15 protein-coding genes are annotated in these 23248 nt (G+C 61.8%); 9 read left to right on the top strand and 6 right to left on the bottom strand.

Going from position 1 to position 23248, the window contains the following annotated elements:
- Positions 1-117 precede the first annotated feature (117 nt).
- The 3 genes from ACROHD_RS18185 (at position 118) to ACROHD_RS18175 (ending at position 3545) form a co-directional block, all read left to right on the top strand.
- Positions 118-1221, top strand: a complete 1104-nt coding sequence (locus ACROHD_RS18185) for a mandelate racemase/muconate lactonizing enzyme family protein (protein ID WP_432679833.1) — start codon at positions 118-120, stop codon at positions 1219-1221.
- A 4-nt stretch (positions 1222-1225) separates the two neighbouring features.
- On the top strand, positions 1226-2500 hold the full coding sequence (locus tag ACROHD_RS18180) for an aspartate aminotransferase family protein (RefSeq protein WP_432679832.1): 1275 nt from the start codon (positions 1226-1228) through the stop codon (positions 2498-2500).
- 76 nt (positions 2501-2576) lie between these two features.
- On the top strand, positions 2577-3545 hold the full coding sequence (locus ACROHD_RS18175; RefSeq protein WP_432679831.1) for a LysR family transcriptional regulator: 969 nt from the start codon (positions 2577-2579) through the stop codon (positions 3543-3545).
- Here the strand turns inward: ACROHD_RS18175 and ACROHD_RS18170 are convergent.
- Complete coding sequence (locus ACROHD_RS18170) at positions 3542-5065, bottom strand: trimethylamine methyltransferase family protein (RefSeq protein WP_432679830.1); 1524 nt, start codon at positions 5063-5065, stop codon at positions 3542-3544. The two genes, ACROHD_RS18175 and ACROHD_RS18170, sit on opposite strands and share 4 nt — an antisense overlap.
- A gap of 182 nt (positions 5066-5247) precedes the next feature.
- Here ACROHD_RS18170 and ACROHD_RS18165 point away from each other — a divergent pair, with 182 nt between their 5' ends.
- Positions 5248-7683, top strand: coding sequence for a GcvT family protein (locus ACROHD_RS18165; protein ID WP_432679829.1), 2436 nt, complete (start codon positions 5248-5250; stop codon positions 7681-7683).
- A 130-nt stretch (positions 7684-7813) separates the two neighbouring features.
- A complete protein-coding gene (locus tag ACROHD_RS18160; RefSeq protein WP_432679828.1) occupies positions 7814-8464 on the top strand; it encodes a L,D-transpeptidase in 651 nt (216 codons plus the stop codon).
- A gap of 12 nt (positions 8465-8476) precedes the next feature.
- Here the strand turns inward: ACROHD_RS18160 and ACROHD_RS18155 are convergent, their stop codons facing one another.
- Together ACROHD_RS18155 and ACROHD_RS18150 are read right to left on the bottom strand one after the other, a co-directional pair.
- Entirely contained in the window at positions 8477-8827 is a 351-nt protein-coding gene (locus tag ACROHD_RS18155) for a hypothetical protein (protein WP_432679827.1), read from the bottom strand.
- A gap of 123 nt (positions 8828-8950) precedes the next feature.
- Positions 8951-9895, bottom strand: coding sequence for a LysR substrate-binding domain-containing protein (locus tag ACROHD_RS18150; RefSeq protein ID WP_432679826.1), 945 nt, complete (start codon positions 9893-9895; stop codon positions 8951-8953).
- Between the two features lie 207 nt (positions 9896-10102).
- Here ACROHD_RS18150 and katG point away from each other — a divergent pair, with 207 nt between their 5' ends.
- The 3 genes from katG to ACROHD_RS18135 all read left to right on the top strand — a co-directional run bounded on the left by katG (position 10103) and on the right by ACROHD_RS18135 (position 17410).
- Positions 10103-12268 carry a catalase/peroxidase HPI gene (katG, locus tag ACROHD_RS18145; protein ID WP_432679825.1) on the top strand — a complete coding sequence of 722 codons (2166 nt, stop codon included), beginning with the start codon at positions 10103-10105 and terminating at the stop codon, positions 12266-12268.
- Positions 12269-12413: 145 nt separating this feature from the next.
- Positions 12414-14192 (top strand): autotransporter assembly complex protein TamA, encoded by a 1779-nt coding sequence (locus ACROHD_RS18140; RefSeq protein WP_432679824.1) that lies wholly within the window; start codon positions 12414-12416, stop codon positions 14190-14192.
- Complete coding sequence (locus ACROHD_RS18135) at positions 14189-17410, top strand: translocation/assembly module TamB domain-containing protein (protein ID WP_432679823.1); 3222 nt, start codon at positions 14189-14191, stop codon at positions 17408-17410. Before ACROHD_RS18140 ends, ACROHD_RS18135 begins: the two co-directional genes overlap by 4 nt.
- A gap of 154 nt (positions 17411-17564) precedes the next feature.
- Here the strand turns inward: ACROHD_RS18135 and ACROHD_RS18130 are convergent, their stop codons facing one another.
- The 3 genes from ACROHD_RS18130 to ACROHD_RS18120 all read right to left on the bottom strand — a co-directional run bounded on the left by ACROHD_RS18130 (position 17565) and on the right by ACROHD_RS18120 (position 22552).
- Complete coding sequence (locus ACROHD_RS18130; protein WP_432679822.1) at positions 17565-17903, bottom strand: RidA family protein; 339 nt, start codon at positions 17901-17903, stop codon at positions 17565-17567.
- A gap of 95 nt (positions 17904-17998) precedes the next feature.
- Positions 17999-19096: an NAD(P)/FAD-dependent oxidoreductase gene (locus ACROHD_RS18125; protein WP_432679821.1), complete on the bottom strand. Its 1098-nt coding sequence runs from the start codon at positions 19094-19096 to the stop codon at positions 17999-18001.
- Positions 19097-19150: 54 nt separating this feature from the next.
- Complete coding sequence (locus ACROHD_RS18120; protein ID WP_432679820.1) at positions 19151-22552, bottom strand: indolepyruvate ferredoxin oxidoreductase family protein; 3402 nt, start codon at positions 22550-22552, stop codon at positions 19151-19153.
- 123 nt (positions 22553-22675) lie between these two features.
- Between ACROHD_RS18120 and ACROHD_RS18115 the strand changes: the two genes are divergently transcribed.
- Entirely contained in the window at positions 22676-23119 is a 444-nt protein-coding gene (locus ACROHD_RS18115; RefSeq protein WP_432679819.1) for an Lrp/AsnC family transcriptional regulator, read from the top strand.
- Positions 23120-23248 lie beyond the last annotated feature (129 nt).

The raw sequence follows: 23248 nt of genomic DNA, 5'->3' as shown, positions 1-23248 counted from the left end.
AAATACCCCGGGGGAGTCGGCGCCAGCCGACGGGGGCAGCGCCCCCGCCCGCGCGACCGGAACGGTCGCGCGCGGATCGACGCCGAAGGCGGCGAAACCAGGTACAGGACAACACGCATGAAACTCGCCCGCATCTCGCTCTGGCACATGCCGCTGACCAGCCATGAGACCTACTACATGGCCGACGGCAAGACCTGTGACACGGTGGAAACCGTGGTGATTGCGCTTGAGACGGATACCGGCCTCACCGGGTGGGGAGAGGTCTGCCCGATCCCCCATTACCTGCCCGCCTACGCCCGCGGCGTGGCCCCGGCCCTGACCGACCTTGCCCCCGTCTTGCTCGGCGCCGATCCCATTGGCCCGGAGGCGCTGATGAGCAAGGCCAATGACTGGCTCATCGGCCACCGTTACGCCAAATCCGCCCTCGATATCGCGCTGTGGGATCTGACCGGCAAGGCCGCCGGGCTGCCGCTCTATGTTCTTATGGGGGGGCGCAGAGCGAAAGACATGCCGCTTTACCACTCCATCACCTGCATCGCGCCCGATGACATGGCCCGCATCGCGCGTGAAACACAGGCCACAGGCATTACACAGTTCCAGGTGAAGCTCGGGGCTGACAGCGATTGGCAGGCCGATGTGGCGCGGCTGCGTCTGGTGCGAGAGGCCGTGGGCGATGGCCCCCTTGTCTATGGTGACTGGAATTGCGGCGCGACCTCGCTCGATGCCACCCGCGTGGGCCGGGCCGTGGCGGATCTCGACATCATGCTCGAACAGCCCTGCGCCACGATCGAGGATTGTGCACGGGTGAAATCCGCGACCGGCCTGCCGATGAAGCTTGATGAGCTGGCCCATGACACCGAGAGCCTGCTCAAGGCCCACGCCCATGGCTGCATGGATGCAGTGGCGCTAAAGCTGTCGAAATTCGGTGGGCTGTCTGCCACGCGGGCGGCGCGCGACCTGTGCTATCACCTCGGCGCGAAGATGTGCATCGAGGATACATGGGGCTCCGACATCACCACGGCGGCGCTCAGTCACCTCGCCGCCGCGACCGACCCGCGCCGCCTGCTCAACACCTGCGACCTTTCTGGCTACGTCTCTCCGCGCCTTGCGCCTGATGGGCCGACCCGCAAGGATGGCCGCCTCGCCCCGCCAGAGGGCCCCGGCCTCGGCATCACCCCCGACCGTGCCCTTCTAGGCGCGCCTGACCTGATCATGGAGTGACCCAATGACGCCCCTTCTCAGCCAATCCGATTGGGCCGCCCGCGCCTGCGCCGTCCTGCCCGGCGGGGGCTTCGGCAATTTCGACCCCTCGGTCTTCATCCGCGAAGGGCACGGCGCGCGTATCATGGATGAGGACGGCCAGGAATACGTGGACTACCTGATCGGCTCCGGCCCCATGCTGCTTGGCCATGGCCATCCAGAGGTGCTGGAGGCGGTCTATGAACAGCTTCCCAAGGGCATGACCTTCTTTGCAAACAACGCCCTTGGCGTCGAACTGGCCGAGGAAATCTGCCGTGCCGTGCCCTGCGCCGAGCAACTGCGCTACGTCTCTTCGGGCGGGGAGGCAGACATGTACGCGATGCGGCTGGCCCGCGCCTTTACGGGACGAGACAAGATCGTAAAGTTCGAGGGCGGCTATCACGGGATGAGCGCCGAGGCGCAGATGTCGCTTGCGCCCGCGCGGATGGTGAATTTCCCGCAGGCCGTGCCAGACAGCGCCGGCATTCCCGCGAGCGTTGCGGCCGAGATGCTGATCGCGCCCTTCAACGACCCCGACTACATCCGGTCGCTGCTGGCCGAGCACGGGGGTGAGGTCGCCGCGATCATTGTCGAACCCCTGCAACGGATCATCCCGCCCGAGCCGGGCTTTCTGCAGCTTCTGCGCGAGGAGGCCGATCGGCATGGCATTTTGCTCATCTTCGATGAGGTCGTAACCGGTTTCCGCTTCGCTTATGGCGGTGCGCAAGAACTTTACGGCGTGACACCGGATATCGCCACGCTCGGCAAGGTGATCGGCGGGGGCTTTCCACTGGCCGCCATCGTGGGGCGCGCGGAGATCATGGCGCATTTCGACAAAGGCGCCGTCGGTGCAGACAAATGGCTTATGCAGCTCGGCACGCTTTCGGGAAACCCGGTGGCGGCCATTGCTGGGTTGAAAAGCCTCGAAATCCTGCGGCGTGAGGGGCAATACGAGCGGCTGCGCGACCTTGGTACGACTGTCCAGACCATGATCCGGGAGGCACTGGACCCGACCGGCATCCCCTACCGGATTGTGGGTGATCCGACGCTTTTCGAAGTGGTGTTCTGCGAGACATCTCCACGGGACTACCGCGCAGTGCTGACCGGAAACGCCACCCGTGCAAAGACCTATAACGACACGCTGCGCGCCAATGGCATTTTCAAGTCCCCCGGCAAGACATATCCCTGTCTGGCCCTCACTGATGATGATCTGGACGTCACGCGCAAAGCGCTGCAAGTGGCAGCTCGTGCGCTTTGCTGACCCACGTTCGGACTCTTGCATTGCCTAATGGGGCGCAACTCTCTAGCTTCGATTTATTCGAAGTCAGAGGCCGCTAATGGAACGTAGCAAGCTCAGCCTGAAATGGCTGGAGGTCTTTCAGGCCGTCGCGCGCAGTGGCTCGGTGCAGGCAGCTGCACGGCGGCTCGATATCTCGATAAGCACCGTGTCGCATCATCTGACCTGCCTGGAAGAAGCCGTTGGCGTCGCCCTGATCGACCATCGCAAGCGGCCGATGAAACTGACGCCAGAGGGCGACGTTCTGCTGGCCCGCGTCGATGACTCTCTGCTTTTGTTGCGAAAGGGCATGAGCGAGGTTTGGTCAAATGACCCTGCCGCGCTGATCCGCTCGCTTCGCATCGCGTTGATCGAGGATCTCGATACCGAGGTCACGCCAGCCCTTGCCGCCAGCCTGTCAAGCGCCCTGCCCGCCTGCGAGTTCTCGTTTCTCTCTCGGCCTAGCCACGACATTCTGACCCTGTTGCAAAGCGACGAGATCGACCTTGGCATTGCCTCGGCTGCCGAATTCCGCGTTATGCGCCTGACCGAAGCACCGCTTCTGCGTGATCCTTATGTTTTGGTGGTGCCAAGGGACCAAAAACAGTCAGCGGGCGATTATGTCGGTGGCCGGGTTGACCTGCCCTTTCTGCGCTATTCCAAAAAGCAGCTCATGGGCCGCAGGATCGAGGTGCAACTCAAGCGACTTCGGCTCGATCTGCCGTCCCGGTTGGAGTTTGAGAGCACGCCCGCCATCATGAGCCTGATCGCAGAAGGCAAGGCCTGGACAATCACCACCGCGCTAAACGTTGCAAGCGCAGATCGTTACCACGACCAGATAGCCATCATACCGCTGCCCGGTGCCGGATTCGTGCGGCGGCTGTCGATCTTCCGCGCCGAAGACCTGCCCGTCAGCCTGTTCGAAACACTGGATAAAAGCCTGCGCCCGCTGTTGCAGGATCGCATTATCGCACCGATGGTTGCGGCCCATCCCTGGCTGGCCGATGATTTCCGCCTGCTGACAGCCTAACCCCTGATTACGCCCGGAAACAGCGCCCTGATTGCACTGTCCTGCTCTGCTGACAGATAGGAGGGCTGATGATCGCGCAAGATCTCACGCACCCGGACTTTGGCCCGCCCCCACATATCCGGCGCACCCTGCTCGGCCCAGGTGATCGGCGCGTCCCGGTCGGCGAGGCTGGGATAGTAATAGTCCCGCTCCATCGCCGCATGGGTCTGGTCGGCCCCCAGAAAATGCCCCTCGCCAAGGACCACATCGCAGATCGTGTCGAAGCCGAGCGTATCCTCGCTGACCTCCACCCCGCGCAGCATACGGTAAATAGCGGCGTGCATTTCGTTATCGATCACGAAGGCCTCGAAACTGGCCCCAAGCAACGACGCCGTCATGCCAGAGCTTTCATAGATCAGATTGCCCCCCGCTAGCCCCGCCGCCAGCGCGGTCAGACCCTTTTCCATGCCATATTGCGCGTCAATGGCCTTGGCGTCGGTCATGGACGCCGCAACGCCGGACGGCAGCCCAAGCCAATTCGACAGCTGTGCCGAGGCCGCGTTCATAACGGCGATTTCACCGCCCCCACCCGCGAACGCCCCGGTGCGCAGGTCGATCACCAGCGGCCAGTTGGAAAACACCATCGGATGACCGGGCTTTAACGCGTGGACCATCACAAGGCTCGCCAACGTCTCCGCCAGCGACTGCGCAAGAAAGCCTGCCAAAGTGGCTGGTGCCGTCGCGCCCGATTGTGCGGCGGTAATGCAGGACATCGGGATGTTGTGGGCGATGCACTCATAAACCACATCAACCGCATCCTCCCCGAACCGCATGGGCGAGATAACCGGGCTGATATGGGCCTTTACGAAGGGCCTTCGGGAAAACCCGCCCTCGGACCCGGCGACGAGATCAAGCATCTCGACAATCGGGGCAACGTGATGGGCCAAGGTAAATGAGGTCGCGACCGGTTTCGTGGTGTTGCTGACCAGCGCGTGCACGGTGTTAACATCAAGCGAGAATTCGTCGGGCAGATCGGTGGCCACGCAACAGCGCGTGAACCAGCTGACATTGGGCAGAACATCCTGAAGCCTGGTGAAATCACGCAGGTCTTGCAAGGTCGATGGACGGTAGAGGCCGGTTTCCATATCCAAGGTCTGCACAGCGGCGCCGCCAGTGCCGAAGTGCACGGCCTCGCCGCCCACTTCGATGGATCGCGCATCATCCTGCCCGTGCAAGACGAACCTCTTCGCGGCGGCATTGATGGCATCTTCGGTCAACGATTGCGGGAACAGGACCCGCCCATTCGCGGCCTCCACTGCGCCCGCCGTGATCAGATCGCGGCGCAGCCGGTCGGGCACCTCACCCATACCAAGCTCTGCCAGCAGGCGCAGGGCCGTGTCATAGATCGCGCGCATCTCCAGTTCTGACAGCGGCGCGTATTGCCCGCCGCGCTGACCGGGGGGACAGGGGTTTTCGGGCCCCTTGGCCCGCGCAGCAAGCCTGTCACGCCGCCCGCCTGATCGCCTGCCCGCTGGCTTCATCCCGTCCTCTCCTGTGCTGTCACAAGACAGCAAAGACCAGTCGGGCCTCGCCTGGCAACTCAAAGCAGCCTGCGACGCAGATTTTCCCAAGCTTAATTCGACTTTTTCGAAAGAAGCTCGCGGGACTTGCCGTAAAGCGCCGAACATCTGACGATCTGTGGAAAGCCAGAGGACACAGCCCCATGAAAACCCGCACTAAGGCCGTCGTGATCGGTGGCGGCATCGCCGGATGCTCCACGCTTTACCACCTGACTCAAGAGGGCTGGACCGATGTCATGCTGCTGGAACGCGATGAGCTTACATCCGGCACCACATGGCATTCTGCGGCGCAGGTGACGAATTTCGGGATGAACCAGACAATGGTCGGACTGAAAAGCCATTCCATTGCGCTCTACAAGGAATTGGCCGACGACCCGGATTATCCAATCAATTATCATCACGGTGACGGTGGCATCCGGCTTGCGAACACCGAGGCGCAGATGGACGGCTACCGACATTTCGCCTCGATGGCGCGGGGGATGGGAGTGCATTTCGAGGTGATCGACGCAGCCGAATGCGCCCGGCGGCATCCGCTGATTTCGACCGAGAACCTGATCGGCGGCCTGTGGGACCCCATGGACGGCGATATCGACCCGGCACAACTGTGCCAGGCGCTGGCGCGCCGCGCCCGAAATGCCGGGGCCGAGGTGCACAGGCACACGCCCGTCACCGGGCTGCGGCAACTAAGGGATGATACCTGGATCGTTGAGACACCCAAAGGCGAGATTCACGCCGATGTGGTGGTGAATGCCTGTGGGTACCGCGTAAATGAAGTCGGCGCGATGATGGGCGTGCATCACCCCGTCATGTCGATGGAACACCAGTATTTCCTGACCGAAGAGATTCCAGCGATCCGCGATGCTGGCCACCGGATGCCGCTGCTGCGCTGCCCGATCAGCGATTACTACTGCCGACAGGAAAAGAACGGCCTGCTGCTTGGGTTTTACGAACAGGGGTGCAAGACCTGGGGCATGGACGGGATCGACCCCAATTTCGTCAACGCGCTATGCCCCGACGACCTGGACCGGGTGACCGATGTTCTGGAAGGTGCGTTTGCGCGGATGCCCGCATTGATGGAGGTGGGCGTTCATACCGTGGTGAACGGCCCGATCACCTACACCATCGACGGCGCCCCCCTTGTCGGCCCCATTCCCGGAAAGCGAAATGCGTTCTGCATTATTGGCCTCAGGGCCGGGCTTGGGGAAGGTGGCGGACATGGCTGGCTGCTGGCGCAACAGATCGTCCATGGCGAAGCCTGCTACGACACCTGGGTACTGGACCCGCGACGCTTCACAGGCCACGGCAATGTGGAGCTTTGTGCACTGAAGGCCATCGAGGACTATCAAAACGAGTTTCGCTTTCACTTTCCCCACGAGCATCGCCCCGCCGGGCGGCCTATCAAAACCACACCGCTGACGCCGGTTCTGGCGGCAGAGGGCGCAGAATTCACAGTGGTGAATGGCTGGGAAAGGATGGAGTTTCTCAAGCCCTCGCCCGATTTCCACGAAACACTCAGCTTTCGCTTCAACGAGGTGTTCGACATTGTTGCGCGCGATGTGACAGCCATCTGCGAAGGCGTCGGGCTTGCAGAGGTCAACGGCTTCAACCGCTACGAGATCACCGGTGAGGATGCCCATGATTTTCTTGACCGAATGATTTGCGGTCGGGTGACGCGCAAACCCGGAAAGGTCGGGCTGGGATATCTGCTCAACCATCATGGGATGATCAAATCCGAGGCGACCATCGCCAACCTGCCGGCCTCCCCCCGCGGGTCGGATCGCATCTGGTACGGATCGGCCGCTGCGGCAGAAAGCCATGACATGGACTGGCTGACACGCCACCTGCGGCCCGAGGAAGATGTGCAGATCAAGTCGCTCACCAATGACATGACAATTCTGGTTCTCGCGGGTCCGAAAGCGCGGTCCGTTCTGTCCGCCGCGTCGCGTGGCGACTGGTCAGCAGAGGCTTTCCCATGGCTCTCAGTGCGGGAATGTTTCGTAGGCATTGCCCCGGCAACGGTCATGTCAGTCAGCTTTTCGGGCGAACTCGCCTATGAAATTCACGTCCCCAACAACCAGCTTTACGCGGCCTATCTTGCCTTGCGCAAAGCAGGTGAAGCGCATGGCCTTCGCCTCTTCGGGGCCCGCGCCATCGAATCCATGCGAATGGAAAAGGGATACCTGCACTGGAAAGCGGACCTGCTGACAGAGTTTGACCCGTTTGAAACGGGTCTGGATCGGTTTGTGACACTAGAAAAGGCTGATTTCGTTGGGAAACAGGCGCTTGAAGCACGGGCGCAAGAAGGCCCTAGGCGCACATTGGCCACCTTGCGCATCGACACCACAGACCGACCCGCGACACCGGGTTCATCCATCATGGTCGGGGACCGGGTGGCGGGAACAGTGACCTCCGGCGATTGGGGGCACCGGGTGGGCATGAACCTGGCTTATGCCTTCGTCGACCCCTCGCTGGCCCGTCCAGGCACTGTGTTGGAGCTTGACCTGCTTGGGGATCGTGTCCCGGCAGAGGTGATCCCACCCTGCCCCTATGATCCGCAAAATCAGCGGGTGCGCGGCTAAATCCGGCATCGGCAAGGACATGCCACACGCAGATGTGACGGAGTGAAGCCCTTGCAAAGCTTGTCTGAAACCCTGATGACCCCCAAATTAGTGGGCTGAGGCCCAAATAATTTCGAATCGGAGACGCGACATGCTTAGCAGGCGCCATTTCATCATGACGACTGCCGCCCTGTTTTCGGCACCCATTGCCGGACCAGCCTTGGCGACGCCGGCCAATTGGGATGGATGGGATGCGCTGGTCACGCCCGCCAATTACAACCCCGCAGTGAGTAACCCCTGGGGGATTGAGCCGCGGTTTCTGCCCACGCGGGTCGAGGCGAATGCCGGCCTGAGAGCGGGTGACATCCATGTGGATGCAGTGGCGCGTTATTTGTACCACATTCAGGATGATGGCACCGCGATGCGCTATGGCGTCGCGATTGGTCGCGATGATCTCTATGAACCCGGTACCTACACGATCGGCCGCAAGGCTCGCTGGCCGTCATGGACCCCGACCGCCAACATGATCGAGCGCGATCCCTCCTATGCGGAATTTGCCGATGGTATGCCCGGCGGCCCTGAAAACCCGCTCGGCGCACGGGCGCTTTACCTCTATGTCGGGCAGCGTGACACCTATCTGCGCATTCACGGAACGCCGCAGCCATGGTCCATCGGGCACCGCGCCAGTTCCGGCTGCGTGCGCATGGTGATGGCCCATATCATCGGGCTTTACGACAATGTGGATGTGGGCGTAACCGCCACGCTTTACCCTGCTGACAACTGGGTCTCCGCTGAAAGCTAAGCCGTCCTGAAATCAGGTTCCCAGACCTGCCGATTCTGCATCAGCGGCGGCGGCTTCGGCGGCCAGTCTTTCCGCTTCGGCGGTGGCGGCAATCTCGGCTGCCCGCTCGCTACAGATCCGGCGCCCCTCGGCAGTGCGCAACGGCAGGTAGGTCGTTTCGACGGGGCCGGAATAGCGATACCAATAGCACCCATCCTCGGGCAAAATCCGCACAGAGGCGAGGCTTTGCGACGGGTCAACCAACGCGATAATCTCTTCGGTGATCTCTACCGGAAGCCCCGGCAGGCCGTCATCCTCTGGCACCGGTTCTGCACAGGCAGTCAGCAGCAAAGGCATCAGGGCGGCGGCAAGGGTCCGGGTCATGTTCACGTCAGTTTCTCCGCGATCTTCAAATCTGATCAGGTCAAATAGCCTGTGCGAACCAGCTTGGCACAAAGCGACCCGTTCGGGCAATTGTCGGTACACCTATAGCATTGCCAAATCAGGTCAATTGCTTTGCCGCATCTGCGCGCCGACGGTTAGCGCCGCATTGCGCGCGCTCAGCGTTTCCGCCGAAAGACGTACCACCTCTGCCACCTGCCGAAGCTGATCCGCCAGCGGGTTGCTGTTTCGCCAGATCATCCCGATTTGCCGGGACGGGCGCGGATCGGGAAACCGGGCCAGCGACACGGGGGCGGATCGGGTTTCCACCGGCACCGCCATTTCCGGAATCAGGGTCACGCCAATTCCCGCCCCCACCATCTGCACGAGGGTGGACAAGGAACTGCCATCCAGCAACTCGCGCGGCAGCGCTGATGTCATGCTGCAAAACGACAGCGCCTGATCGCGAAAACAATGCCCTTCCTCCAACAGCAGCAGGCGCATTTCCCGCAGGCTATCCGCATTCGGCACCGGTTTGTCTGCATCGGCGCTTGGGCGCACAAGCACAAAGTCTTCGCTGAACAGGGGAACCTCCGTAAAAGACGGCTCTGACACCGGCAGCGCCACAATGGCCGTGTCCAGCCGCCCCTCTGCCAATTCCAGTATCAGTCGAGGCGTCAGCGTTTCCCGCAAGCGCAAATCCAGTCCGGGATAGCGCGCACCAAGTTCGCCAATGATTGTGGGAAGCAGATAGGGTGCGATTGTGGGGATAACCCCGATCCGCAGACGCCCCGCCAGATGATCCTGCGACAGGCGCGCGAAATCGGCCAGTTCGTCCGCCCCGCGCAGGATATCGCGCACTTTCTTGGCCACATCTTCACCAAAGCCGGTCAATCGAACCTGCCGTGCGCTCCGTTCGAAGAGCGCGGTTCCAAGCGTTTCTTCCAGCTCTCTGATCTGGACCGAGAGGGCTGGCTGAGAAATGGCACACGCCTCGGCCGCGCGGCCGAAATGGCCATGCTGCGCGAGTGCCTCGAAATATCTGAGTTGGCGAAGCGAGAAATTATCCATAATTTGAAGTTATAATGACAATTGGAAAATGCAACTTAAACAAATCCATTGCATTTGTTAGAACCATTCCAGAAAATGCACGTCGGGACGAAGACGCCCTGCACAAGCAAGCCCGGCCAGACCGATCCGGCCCCTTGTTTTTCAGGCGATATCCAGAATGACGCGCTAGCCCGGAACACAAGAACGATTCCACGATCGGAGGATACAATGGACGGAAATGACATGGGCAAATGCCCGGTAATGAACGGTGCCAACACCAAGGTGGAAACCGGCGTCACCGATTGGTGGCCGAGCACGCTGAACCTCGACATCCTGCATCAGCATGACACCAAGACCAACCCACTGGGCGCCGAGTTCAATTACCGCAAAGAAGTCAAGGACCTGGACTTTGACGCGGTCAAGGCCGACGTCAAGGCTCTGCTGACCGACAGCCAGGACTGGTGGCCAGCAGACTGGGGCCACTATGGCGGCCTGATGATTCGCCTGGCGTGGCATTCCGCCGGGTCCTACCGTCTGGCCGATGGTCGTGGCGGCGGCGGTGGCGGCAACATCCGCTTTGCGCCTCTGAACTCCTGGCCCGACAACGGCAACCTCGACAAGGCCCGCCGCCTGCTGTGGCCAGTCAAGAAGAAGTACGGCAACAAGATCTCCTGGGCGGACCTGATCTTGCTGGCAGGTACGCTGGCTTATGAAGATATGGGTCTGAAGACCTTTGGCTTTGCCTTTGGCCGTGAAGATATCTGGCACCCAGAAAAGGACGTGTACTGGGGCGCCGAAAAGGAATGGCTAGCCCCGAGCGAGAACCGGTACGAGAATCTCGACGATCCCTCGACGCTGGAAAACCCGCTGGCAGCCGTGCACATGGGCCTGATCTATGTGAACCCCGAAGGCGTGAACGGCCAGCCCGACCCGATGAAGACCGCCGCGCAGGTGCGCGAAACCTTCGCCCGCATGGCTATGGATGATGAAGAAACCGCAGCGCTGACCGTTGGCGGCCACACCGTCGGCAAGGCGCACGGCAATGGCGATGCAGGTGCTTTGGGTGCCGAGCCCGAAGGTGCGCCGATCGAAAATCAGGGCTTTGGCTGGATCAACCCCAACATGGGCGGCAAGGCCACCAATGCCGTAACCTCTGGCGTTGAAGGCGCATGGACCACAAACCCGACCAAATGGGACATGGGCTATCTGGAGCTGCTGTTCGGATATGAGTGGGAACTGACCAAATCCCCCGCCGGCGCAAACCAGTTCAAGCCTGTGGACATCAAGGAAGAGCATCTGCCGGCAGACCCCTCCGATCCGTCAAAAAAGGCCATGCTGGTCATGACCGATGCCGACATGGCGATGAAGGTCGATCCGACCTACAATGCGATCTGTCAGAAATTCATGGCCGATCCGGCCTATTTCGACGATTGTTTCGCGCGGGCTTGGTTCAAGCTGACCCACCGGGATCTTGGCCCCAACACCCGCTATGTCGGCCCCGATGCGCCAACCGAAGTGCTGATCTGGCAAGATCCGGTTCCCGCGGGCAACACCGGCTATGACGTCGATGCGGTCAAGGCCGATATCGCGGCGGCAGGTCTTTCCGTGGCCGATATGGTTTCGACCGCATGGGACAGCGCCCGCACCTTCCGCCAGTCTGACTATCGCGGCGGCGCAAACGGTGCCCGGATCCGTCTGGCCCCGCAGAAGGATTGGGAAGGGAACGAACCTGCCCGTCTGGCAAGTGTCTTGGCCGCTCTGGAACCGATTGCCGCCAAGCATGGCGCAAGCGTTGCGGATGTCATCGTTCTGGCCGGCAATGTCGGCGTGGAACAGGCGGCCAAGGCCGCTGGCATTGACGTGTCCGTTCCCTTCGCCCCGGGCCGTGGCGATGCGACCGACGAGATGACCGACGCCGCAGCCTTCGACGTGCTGGAACCGCTGGCCGATGGCTACCGGAACTGGGTGAAGAAGGACTATGCGGTAACGCCGGAAGAACTGCTTCTGGACCGGTCGCAACTGATGGGCCTCACGGCGCATGAGATGACGGCACTGATCGGTGGAATGCGGGTCATGGGCACCAACCACGGCGGCTCTGCGCATGGCGTGTTTACTGACAATGTCGGCGCGCTTAGCACGGATTTCTTCGTAAACCTGACCGATATGGGCTTCAAATGGGTTCCGTCGGGCAATGGCACCTATGAAATCCAGGACCGGAAGTCCGGCGAAACCAAGTTCACCGCCACCCGCGTTGATCTTGTCTTCGGCTCGAACTCGATCCTGCGCGCCTACGCAGAGGTCTATGCCCAGGACGACAACAAAGAAAAGTTCGTGAACGACTTCGTTGCCGCCTGGACAAAGGTCATGAACGCAGATCGCTACGATCTGGCCTGATCTGACAGGCTAAGTGCCATGGGCCGCGCGTTGTTTTCCGCAACGCGCGGCCTTTTTCATTGCGACGGGCGAATTGTTGCGTGCCAAGGGGACTTCACGCTTTGTATGCATTCAGCTTTGCTGCCGCGCTCTGTAAGCTGCCCACATGCGCCATGTGCCGATTCTTCTGCTGTCCGCCCTTGCCCTGACCCTGCCCGGTCCGGCCCGCGCAGATGTGACTTTGCAGGTTGTGGGGGCAGATGAAGCGTTGCAAGAGGATCTGACCGCTGCCTCTCGGCTCATGGCCATCGAAGACCCCGCTGCGCTGCCCGCGCAGGACGTGATTGCCAGCGCAAGGTCAGACTATTCCCGCCTGCTCGCCGCCCTTTACGAACGCGGCTATTTCGGACCAGAGATTTCAATTCGGCTGGACAGGCGCGAGGCTGCCGATATCTCGCCATTCCGCGCCCCTGCCCCCATTCAAGATGTAGAAATCACCGTCACCCCTGGCGCAGCCTTTCGTCTTGGCCGCGCCGAGATCGGCCCGCTCGCCCCCGGCACAACGCTGCCCGAGGGCTTCGCCCCCGGTGCAACCGCTGGCACCCGCGTGCTGCGACAAGCGGCTGAGGCCGGTATCAACGGCTGGCGTTCCGAAGGCCACGCCACCGCCGCCATTGCCGATCAAAGGATCACTGCAAGACATGCGCAGGCAGAACTGGACGCGCAGATAACGCTCGCCCCTGGCCCCATTGCCCTGTTCGGTCCGCTGATCCCGCAAGGCCAGGACCGGATGCGGCCAGAGGCCATCGCCCGCATCGCGGGGCTTCCCTCAGGCAACCGGTTCGACCCTGACACGCTGGACCGTGTCGCCGGGCGGTTGCGCGATACCGGGGCTTTCACCTCCGTCGCCCTGACGGAAGGGACGCTGGCCCCCGATAACAGCCTGCCGATTGAAGCCGATCTGGTCGAAGCCCCGCTGCGCAGGCTTGGCTTCGGGGCGGAGCTATCGTCAACCGACGGTGTGATGCTCAGCACCTACTGGCTGCACCGCAACCTTTTTGGCGGCGCAGAACGGCTGCGCCTGGATGGAGAGGTCAGCGGACTTGGAGGTGAAAACGGCGGCTTCGATGCGCTGGCCTCGGCCTTTTACTCCATCCCGGCGGTGCTGACCCCTGACACGCGGCTCAGCTTTGGTGTGACGCTGGAGCATCTCGATGAAGTGACCTTCTCCGTGGACAGCCTTGATCTGGAAGCCGGGCTGGAACACCACTTTTCCGACCATCTGAGCGGATCGCTGTTCGCAGAGCTCAGCTACAGCCAGATCACCGACGCCTTTTCGTCCCGTGATGTGACCATGCTGTCGTTGCCCGTTGGCCTGACTTGGGACAACCGCGACAACGCTTTTGACGCCCGAAGCGGATGGTATGTGGACAGCACATTGACCCCGTTTGCCCTTGCCCAAGGCTCTGGCGGCGCTCGCTTCACAGCAGACGCGCGCGCCTATATGGCTTTTGGTCAAACGGGTGGCACCCGTCTAGCGGCACGCTTGCAACTGGGCACGCTGGCCGGAGGAGACACATCGGTTCTACCGCCTGACTGGCTGTTCTTTTCCGGCGGCGCCGACACGGTGCGCGGTCAGAGCTACCAGTCACTCGGCGCATTACAGGGGGGCGTTCAGACCGGCGGGCGCAGCTTTTTTGGATCATCGCTGGAACTGCGGCAGGATCTGTTTGGCAATTTCGGTGCGGTTGTCTTCGCTGATACGGGCTATGTCGCCTCGGGCTCCTACTGGGATACGGGCGGCAGTTGGCAGACCGGTGCGGGGCTTGGCATTCGATATGACACGCCAGTCGGACCGATCCGGTTGGATCTGGCGACGCCCGTGGGTGGGGCAGACGCTGGCGAAGACCTCTATTTCTATATTGGCATAGGACAGGCGTTTTGATCCGCGCGCTGATCATATCGCTGGCACTGCTCTTCGCCCTGCCCCTTTACGCGCAAGAGGATGACCGCGGTCGCATTGTGCAACTGATCGAAGGGGCGCTGTCGGACGGGGCGGCCCGTCAGGTCAGGATCGAGGGGTTTCAGGGCGCGCTGAGTTCCACTGCGACGCTGGATCTGCTGACCATCTCTGATGCGGACGGTGTCTGGCTGACCATCGAAGACGCCGAACTGACCTGGACGCGGTCTGCCCTTCTGCGCGGCGCGCTAGAGGTTGACCGGCTGGCCGCCGCCCGCATCGTTCTGGACCGCTTGCCCATGGGTGAGCCCGCCCCGACCGCGCCAGAGGCGACCGCGTTTCAGTTGCCCGAACTGCCGGTTTCCATCGCCCTGAACGACCTGGCCATTGACCGGATAGAGCTTGGCGCGCCGCTTTTGGGATTTCCCGTTACGGCAACGCTTGCGGGGTCGGCCAACCTGGTCGGCGGCGATGGTCGCGCTGAACTGATGCTGGACCGGCTGGACGGACCGGAGGGGCGATTTGCGCTCTCGGCCGGGTTCGAGAATGAAACTTCGCATCTCGACCTGTCCTTGACCTTGGCAGAGGCCCCCGGCGGCATTGCCGTCACGCTTCTGGGCATTCCCAACGATCCCTCCGTCAATCTGGAGCTTGCCGGTGCCGGTCCGCTGGACGATCTGACCATAGACCTGGCTTTGGTGACTGACGGGGAACCGCGCGTCAGCGGCACGCTTGTCTCGGCCCGTGACGCGGACGGCACACATCGGATCAGCACAGCGCTGACCGGCGATATCACTCATTTGGTGCTGCCGGAATATCAAGGCTTCTTCGGCTCTCAAACCGGGCTCAACGCGGTTCTGACGCGGCCAGCGGATGGCGGCACGGTTCTGGACAGCTTTGCGCTAACCAGCCAATCGCTGTCATTGGAAGGCACCGCCGCCCTCGCTTCCGACAACACGCCGCTTCGTTTTCAAGTGGCGGGGCTGATCTCTAACGCCAGCGGCGGCCCTGTGCGTCTGCCCATTCCCGGCGCTCCGGTAAGCCTGACGGATATGCATCTGACCCTTGGCTATGATCGCGCCAGCGGCAATGGCTGGACCGGGGAGACGAGGATTTCCGACCTGCAAGCAGGTGATTTCGGGATGGACCGCGCGGATCTGACCCTGTCGGGCATCATCACACCACCGGATACCGGGACCTTCGCGGTCACGGCCGATCTGCTGGCCGCGTTAGAGGGGATGCGACATACCAACCCCGATCTGCAAGCCGCCCTTGGCCGCGCCGCGCGGATGTCTTTGCGCGCAGACTGGCAGCAGGGCGCGTCGCTGAACCTATCCCGGATCAACATGACCGGCGACACGGCAACCCTGCTTGGTGCGATACGCTTCCAAACCGGCGACAACGCCCTGATGGCCGAGATTGATTTGCGTGGCGCCCTGCCTGATCTCTCAGCGTTCTCGGGGCTTGCAGGGCAGGATATCGACGGTGCCGCACGGATGACCCTCTTAGCGGAAGCCGATCTTCTGTCGGGCGCATTTGACGCCACCGCTGATCTGACGGCGCAGGATCTGCGGGCTGGCGATGCAATACCGCCGGCGCTTATTGCGGGCGAAACCCGGATCGAGACGACCTTGCGTCGCAATGGTGAAGGGCTGCATCTGGACCGGTTCGACCTGACCGGCACGGCCCTGACCGCCAGCGCCGAGGGGCGTTTGTCATCTGGAACAAGCGTTTTGAACACAACCGCGCGGCTGGCCAATGCGGGGCTGCTCACCTCTGCTATTTCGGGTCCGGTTGACGCAAGCCTCACCCTGACCCGCGCCAATGACACGATGCCCTGGACTTTGTCGGGCGACGCCCGTGGCCAAGGTGGACTAGCAACCGAAGTGAGCGGACAGATTGGCCTGCCCGGCGGTGCCGTGGATCTGGCCCTGTCCGGCACTCTGCCACTTGCCTTGGCCGATCAGTTCATCACCCCACGCTCGGTTCGTGGCACGGCGCGGTTCGATCTGACGCTGACTGGCCCGCCTGCTCTGTCATCGCTTGGCGGCACGCTGACCACCAGCGGCGCACGGGTATCTTTGCCCTCTCTGGCCATGGTTCTGGAGGGGCTGGACCTGTCTGCCAACATCACCGGCAGCCGCCTGAGCCTGCGCGGCAGCAGCGGCATTCAACCCGGCGGGCAGCTCGGCTTTGATGGATCGCTAGACCTGACGGCACGCGGGCTGCCGGGACGCATTGCCGTCACGCTGACGCGTGTTCAGATCACCGAAGAGGATCTGTTTCAAACCGTGATCGACACTGCCGCCATTACCGTAGAGGGGGCCATGACCGGCGGACCTCACATCAGCGGAGAGATCCGCTTGGGCGAAACAAATGTCCTGCTCGATGATCTCAGTTTCGGGTCATCCGAACCGATTCCCGAAATCACCCATGTCGGCGCATCAGGCGCACAGTACGCAACCCGCGACCGTGCCGGGCTGATTGACACCGGCGGCGGTGGAGCCGGTGCTCCGGTCACGCTTGATTTGACCATCGCGGCCCCTTCGCGCATTTTCCTGCGTGGCAGCGGCCTGGATGCAGAGCTTGGCGGGACGATCCGCCTTGGTGGCAGCAGCGCAGCCGTTGCGCCATCGGGCCAGTTCGAGCTGATCCGCGGGCGACTGTCCTTCCTTGGCCAGCGCTTTGATATCTCTGAGGCGACAGCCAGCCTGCAAGGCAGTTTCGACCCCTATCTCAGGGTCGTCGCAGGCACTCAGACCGGCGATGTCACGGCGCTGATTACCATCGAAGGCCCGGCCTCGGCCCCGGAATTGATCATCAGTTCGGTCCCCGATCTGCCGCAGGATGAAATCCTCGCCCGGCTATTCTTTGGCCGCAGCGCCACCAGCCTGTCACCGGTACAAGCGCTGCAACTGGTCGACGCGGTTTCCGGAGTTGCCGGTGGTCAGGGGCTCATCGGTGGCCTGCGTGACCAGCTTGGCATCGACGATCTGGACCTTTCAACCGATTCAGAGGGCAATGCCAGCCTGCGCGTGGGACGCTATATTTCGGACAATATCTATACCGACGCTGAAATCGGCGCGGATGGTGAGGCGGAGATCTCCCTCAACCTCGACCTCACCCCCAATATCACCGCGCGCGGCGGGTTTAGCACCGATGGCGATAGCAGCATCGGTGTGTTCTTCGAACGCGATTACTAAGACCGGGCCTGCAATTGCCCAGAGGGGGGGACGGGCCTTGGAAGGCCCGTGGAAAGGCGCTTCGAAGCGCCTTTATCGCCTCATTTCACACGCGGCTGGCTGCCCGTAAGCTCCAAGCCAGCCAGCCAGAATGCGATAATGACCGAACAGCGTCTCAGCAGGCCGCGACGATGATCACTTCCACCAGGTATTTCGGTGCCGCCAGCTTGGCCTCACCACAGGCGCGCACCGGGGCGTGACCAGCAGGAACCCAAGCGTCCCATACTTCGTTCATCTCGGCGAAATCGGCCATGTCCGCCAGCCAGATGATGGCCTGCAGCATCTTATCGGTGCTCGATCCAGCTTCGGCCAACAGGCGTTCCACCTGGGCCAGGCAGTCGCGGGTCTGATCTGCGACGGTTGCGCCTTCGCCGACCTGCCCGGCCAGATAGACGGTGCCATTGTGCTTGACGAACTGGCTCATACGGGTGCCGGTTTCGAAACGTTCGATCATCGGGGATGTCCTTACTGGATATGGTCGGCACCGCCACCATGGTGGGCCAGACCTTGCAGCCTGCATATCCATGCCCTCGTGCCGCGACAAGCGGGCTAAAGCGAAAAGCGCGCTTCGGAAAAAGCCGACAGATCCGGCGCATCGGCCCGCGCTTCCAGCCAGTCCGGCAGACAGAACGCATGGGCAGCGGCCAGCGTGATGCCGCTGTGGCATGTCACCAGAAACGCCCCCGGCATGGTTTCGCTTTCCTGGTAGATCGGCAGCCCGTCCGGGGTCATCACCCGAAGCGCCCCCCAGGACCGGACCAATTGTGCCCGCGCCAGAGCCGGGATCGTCTCGACCGCGCGCGCCGCCAGCCGCGCCATTGCCGGCTGTGTTGTGTGGTCGTCAAAGCCAACCTCTTCATTCGTGGCTCCGATCTGAAAACCACCTTCTTCCACCTGCCGTAAATCGACCGTCGGGCGATTAAGCAGTTTCGGCAGCTTCTCGGTGATCAGGATTTGCCCCCGCTGAGGCCGCACCTTGGCCTGAAACCCCAACATCGGTCCAAGCACCGCAGCCCCAAGCCCTGCCGCCAGCACCAGCTTGCCTGAATCGACACGCGTTCCATCCGCGCAGGCAACGCGGAACCCGTCGGGCCGCTCCACCGCCACCACCTGTTTGCCCGTCAGAACCTGCCCGCCAAGGCGCCGGACATCATCTGCCAGGGCGCGCAGCAGCAATAGCGGGCTGGTGTGGCCATCTTCTGCATGGAGGATCGCGCCCACTGCCTTGGGGCCGATCGCCGGTTCCTCTTGCCGGAGTGCATTGCCGCCAAGAAGCTCAAAAGGGTAGTCACCGCCAAGGTTCGCTTTCAGCCCCTCGTAAGCTGTTGCAGCTCGGGCCATTTCCTCTTCCTCGAAAAAGATCTCATAGCCACCATCCTGCTTCAGCCACAGATCGCGCCCGGTGCCATCGCTAAGCTCTGACGCAAACGCGGCCCAGGCATTTGCCGAGCGTCGTGTCCAGGCCGCATAGCGTGGCTCCTTCAGGCCCTTGCCCTGCACCCAGATCAGCCCGAAATTGCCCCTGCTGGCGCGGAAGTCTCCGTCACTGCCATCCAGCACGACCACGCGCAACCCGCGCCGTTGCAGCCCCCAGGCTACCGATAGCCCGACGATCCCGCCGCCAATGATTGCGTAATCCGCTTGCATCCCGGAGCCTTTCCTTGCCGCCCCATCAGCGGCAGCGGCATAGGGGAAGTCAAGTCAACGCAACCCCTCGGGCATTCCGGCGCGGACCTTTGCGGCCGCGTGCTCTCGCACCGGGCCATAGCCTCTTATGTCCATTGGTGCGGAAAGCAGTGCCAGCGCGGTTTCGGGATCAAAGTTACGCTCCACATGGTCCAGCACATGTTCGAACCACTCCAACACGTCCCGATCCAGCTTTCTGTCTGCACTGAAGCGGAACGGATCGGCCCATGTGCCGCGCAGCCTGCGTGCCTTGGCCAGCCCTTTGAACAGGTGCCGTACCCAAGGACCAAAGCGGCGTTTCAACGGGCGGCCGCGGTCATCCCGACTCAAGGACAGGATTGGCGGCGCCAAATGATGGACGACACGGTAGTTACCGTCAAACTGCTCGGCCAGTTCGGCGTCGAAGCCTGTCTCTGTGAACAGTCGCGCTACCTCGTATTCATCCTTGATGGCCATCACCTTGAAAAGCGATTTAGCCGCCGCCGCAACCACATCATCAGACGCCTCGGGAACAGCCGCCCGGAACGCCGCAAGCCTGTCAGAATACCGCTGTGCATAGCGTGCATCCTGATACGCCGTAAGAAATGCCGCGCGGGTGGCAATCATCTGATCCACCGTCTGCCGCTTCGGCGCGGGATCGTCCAGCATATCGCCCAAAAGCTCTGGCTTTGCTGCCATGACCCGGCCCAGATCAAAGGCCATGGCGTTCTTGTCCACCGCCACGCCATTCAGCAAAATTGCCTGCTTCAACGCCATCTCGCTGACCGGCACAAACCCTTTCTGGAACGCGGCCCCGAGCAGCATGATGTTGGCGAAAACACTATCCCCCATCAGTTTTTCCGCGGCAAAGTTGGCGTCAAAGGCCAGCAGATCATCCCCAACCGTGGCCCGGATCAGTGCCTCGCGCTCGGCTATTCTCAACTGCGCGTCGCGGTGCAGCACCAGATCGCCCGTCGGCATCTCGGCCCGGTTCAGCACCACGCCGGTGCCCTTCCGATAGTGGACGGACGCCTTGGGCGAGGAACATACGACTGCATCGCAGCCAATCACCGCATCCGCCGATCCACGTTCGATCCGAACCTGGTTGATCGCGCCAGGCGTCCGCCCGATCCGCACATAGCCCAGAACAGTTCCGAATTTCTGTGCGAACCCGGTGAAGTCGAGCACGCTGGCCCCCTTGCCTTCCAGATGTGCCGCCATGGTGATCAATGCGCCCACAGTGACCACCCCGGTGCCACCCACACCAGCCACCAGCAGATCGAAGGGGCGCGACAGGCTCGGTTCGGCGGGCACCGGCAACCCCGCCTTCAACGCCTCAAGATCCAGCGCCACCGGGGCAGGCTTGCGTCGTTCACCGCCCTCCACCGTTACGAAACTGGGGCAGAAGCCGTTAAGACAGGAGAAATCCTTGTTGCAGGTTGATAGGTTGACCTTTCGCTTTCGGCCGAACTCCGTCTCTCGCGGTTCGATCGACAGGCAGTTCGATTCCACCGAACAATCGCCGCAACCCTCGCACACGAGTGGGTTGATATAGGCAAACCGCTTGGGATCCTCCATCTTGCCGCGCTTGCGGCGGCGTCGCTTTTCGGTTGCGCAGGTCTGTTCGTATAGAAGAACCGAGACGCCTTTGACCTCCCGCAACTCCCGCTGCACCGGCATCAGATCCGTCCGGTCGTGGAAGCTGGTATTCGCCGGAAAGTCGCTGCGTCTGAACTTGTCGATATCATCCGACACAACCGCGATCCGCTCTACGCCTTCGGCCCGACAGGTCTGCGCCACGGCGGCGGGGCTGACAGGGCCATCCACCGGCTGTCCTCCGGTCATTGCCACCGCGTCATTATAGAGGATCTTGTAGGTGATATTGGCCCCCGCAGCGACCGCCTGACGGATCGCCAGAGAGCCAGAGTGATACCAGGTTCCCTCGCCCAAGTTCTGAAACCGGTGCCCTTTGCCGGTGAACCGGGACGCCACTGACCATGGAACCCCTTCGCCGCCCATCTGTGCGTATCCGAGCGTGCTGCGGTCCATCCAACCGGCCATGACATGGCAGCCGATCCCGGAATTGGCGACGCTGCCGTCGGGCAGTTTCGTGGATGTATTGTGCGGGCACCCGGAACAGAAATAAGGGGTGCGGGTCGCACCCGGAACACTTAGGACCGGGGCGGGCTTTTCCGTCAAGGCGCGGGCCTTTCGCAGAAGATTCTCGTCCGGAAAGAACGCGTGCAACCGTTCGGCCACGACCGGAACCAGCAACAATGGGCTTAGTTCCCCTGTCCAGGGGATCAGTGGATCACCGGCAGCCCGGTGTTTGCCCACCATACGTTGCGGCTTGTGACCGGGCCAATCATAGAAATACTCCTTGAACTGGCTCTCGATGATGCCGCGCTTTTCCTCGACGACCAGCACTTCCTCTTTCTCGGACACGAAGGCCAGCGCATCGCGGCGTGCGAGCGGCCAGACCATGCCGACCTTGTAGATGTCGATGCCAAGCCGGCGGCAGGCGGCCTCATCCAACCCAAGCAGCCGCAGCGCCTCCATCAGATCGAGATGCCCCTTGCCGGTGGTCACGATGCCGTAGCGCGCATCGGGGATGTCATAGATCCGCTGGTCGATGGGATTGGCCTCCACGAAGGCTTCGACCGCCTCCAGCTTGGCCCCGATGCGGGTTTCGATTTCCGGGCTTGGCATGTCGGACGGGCGCACATGCAGCCCGCCCGGCGGGGCGGTGAAATCGGGCTGGACGAACACACGATCAGCCGGGATCTCGACAGATTGCCCTGCCTCAACCGTTTCCGAGATCGCCTTGAACCCGACCCAGGTGCCGGAAAACCGTGACAGGGCAAAGCCATAAGCCCCAAAGCTGAGATATTCCTCAATGCTGGCAGGGTTCAGCGTCGGCATGAACCAGGCCATGAAGGCCACGTCCGACTGATGCGGCATCGAAGACGACACGCAGCCATGATCATCGCCCGCAACCACCAGCACGCCACCCTTGGGCGCAGAGCCGTAGGCATTGCCATGTTTCAGCGCATCGCCCGAACGGTCCACCCCCGGCCCTTTGCCGTACCACATGGAAAACACGCCCTCGACCTCGCAATCAGGATCAAGCGAGGCCTGTTGAGCGCCCAGAACTGCCGTCGCGCCAAGGTCTTCGTTGACCGCAGGCAAAAACTCGATCCGGTTCTCGGACAGCCGCGCCTTTTGCCGCCACATCTCTTGATCCAACCCGCCAAGCGGTGAGCCGCGATAGCCTGAGACAAACCCGGCTGTCTTCAGTCCAGCAGACCTATCCCGCCGTGCCTGATCCAGCATCACCCGAACAAGCGCCTGCGTTCCGGTCAGGAATACGCGACCCTCGGCCCGGGCATAGCGGTCATCCAGGTGATAGGTGTCGAAATGCGGGGGCTGTGCGGTCATTTTGGGCTCCTGTCCTTGGGTGACAGAGTATCCCATGCAAAATGGCCAATCTGACCATTTTTGTTGCCGATATAGCATTCTTGTGAAATATTCTCCCTTAAATCATTGATGAAGGGGAACAGAATGTCAGAACTGGACGGGATCGACGAACAGATCCTCAGCGCCCTACAAAAAGACAGCCGCATTTCGAATGCCGATCTGGCCGAGAAGGTGGGACTGTCTGCCTCGTCCTGCTGGCGACGGGTGCGGGCATTGGAAGAGGCGGGTGTGATCGAAGGCTACGGTGTCCGCATCAATGATGCGAAACGCGGGCTTGGGTTCAAAGCGATCGTACATGTGCAACTGACCCGTCACGATCCCGAACAGCTGACCGCCTTCATCCGTGCCGTTAAGCATCGCGAAGAGGTCCGCGCTTGTCATGCCACGACTGGTCAGGCTGACTATCACCTGCATGTGACCTGCGCCGATATCGACGCATATAACCGCTTCCTCGAACAATTCCTGTTCCGCATCCCTGCGGTGGCGTCTGCACAGACCAATGTGATTCTCAGATCCATCAAAGCGTGATCAGGGGGAATCACTTCCTTTTTCTCTCTCGTGACATGCCGCAATCCGCAGAGTTTCCGATTCTGTAATCGTATTTTTCACACGTATTTGTGTGTTATCGTTTGTTATGGGGGTTTGGGGGGTGTTATC

Origin of the sequence: Nioella aestuarii (assembly GCF_050896395.1) — a bacterium.
Lineage (GTDB): Bacteria > Pseudomonadota > Alphaproteobacteria > Rhodobacterales > Rhodobacteraceae > Nioella > Nioella aestuarii.
The sequence above is the reverse complement of the archived record's forward strand: the minus strand, read 5'-3'. Positions and strand labels throughout refer to the sequence as shown.

Coding starts and splice junctions, on each gene's coding strand:
- ACROHD_RS18185 (WP_432679833.1), top strand. CDS start 118: ATGAAACTCGCCCGCATCTCGCTCTGGCACATGCCGCTGACCAGCCAT.
- ACROHD_RS18180 (WP_432679832.1), top strand. CDS start 1,226: ATGACGCCCCTTCTCAGCCAATCCGATTGGGCCGCCCGCGCCTGCGCC.
- ACROHD_RS18175 (WP_432679831.1), top strand. CDS start 2,577: ATGGAACGTAGCAAGCTCAGCCTGAAATGGCTGGAGGTCTTTCAGGCC.
- ACROHD_RS18170 (WP_432679830.1), bottom strand. CDS start 5,065: ATGAAGCCAGCGGGCAGGCGATCAGGCGGGCGGCGTGACAGGCTTGCT.
- ACROHD_RS18165 (WP_432679829.1), top strand. CDS start 5,248: ATGAAAACCCGCACTAAGGCCGTCGTGATCGGTGGCGGCATCGCCGGA.
- ACROHD_RS18160 (WP_432679828.1), top strand. CDS start 7,814: ATGCTTAGCAGGCGCCATTTCATCATGACGACTGCCGCCCTGTTTTCG.
- ACROHD_RS18155 (WP_432679827.1), bottom strand. CDS start 8,827: ATGACCCGGACCCTTGCCGCCGCCCTGATGCCTTTGCTGCTGACTGCC.
- ACROHD_RS18150 (WP_432679826.1), bottom strand. CDS start 9,895: ATGGATAATTTCTCGCTTCGCCAACTCAGATATTTCGAGGCACTCGCG.
- katG (WP_432679825.1), top strand. CDS start 10,103: ATGGACGGAAATGACATGGGCAAATGCCCGGTAATGAACGGTGCCAAC.
- ACROHD_RS18140 (WP_432679824.1), top strand. CDS start 12,414: ATGCGCCATGTGCCGATTCTTCTGCTGTCCGCCCTTGCCCTGACCCTG.
- ACROHD_RS18130 (WP_432679822.1), bottom strand. CDS start 17,903: ATGATCGAACGTTTCGAAACCGGCACCCGTATGAGCCAGTTCGTCAAG.
- ACROHD_RS18125 (WP_432679821.1), bottom strand. CDS start 19,096: ATGCAAGCGGATTACGCAATCATTGGCGGCGGGATCGTCGGGCTATCG.
- ACROHD_RS18120 (WP_432679820.1), bottom strand. CDS start 22,552: ATGACCGCACAGCCCCCGCATTTCGACACCTATCACCTGGATGACCGC.
- ACROHD_RS18115 (WP_432679819.1), top strand. CDS start 22,676: ATGTCAGAACTGGACGGGATCGACGAACAGATCCTCAGCGCCCTACAA.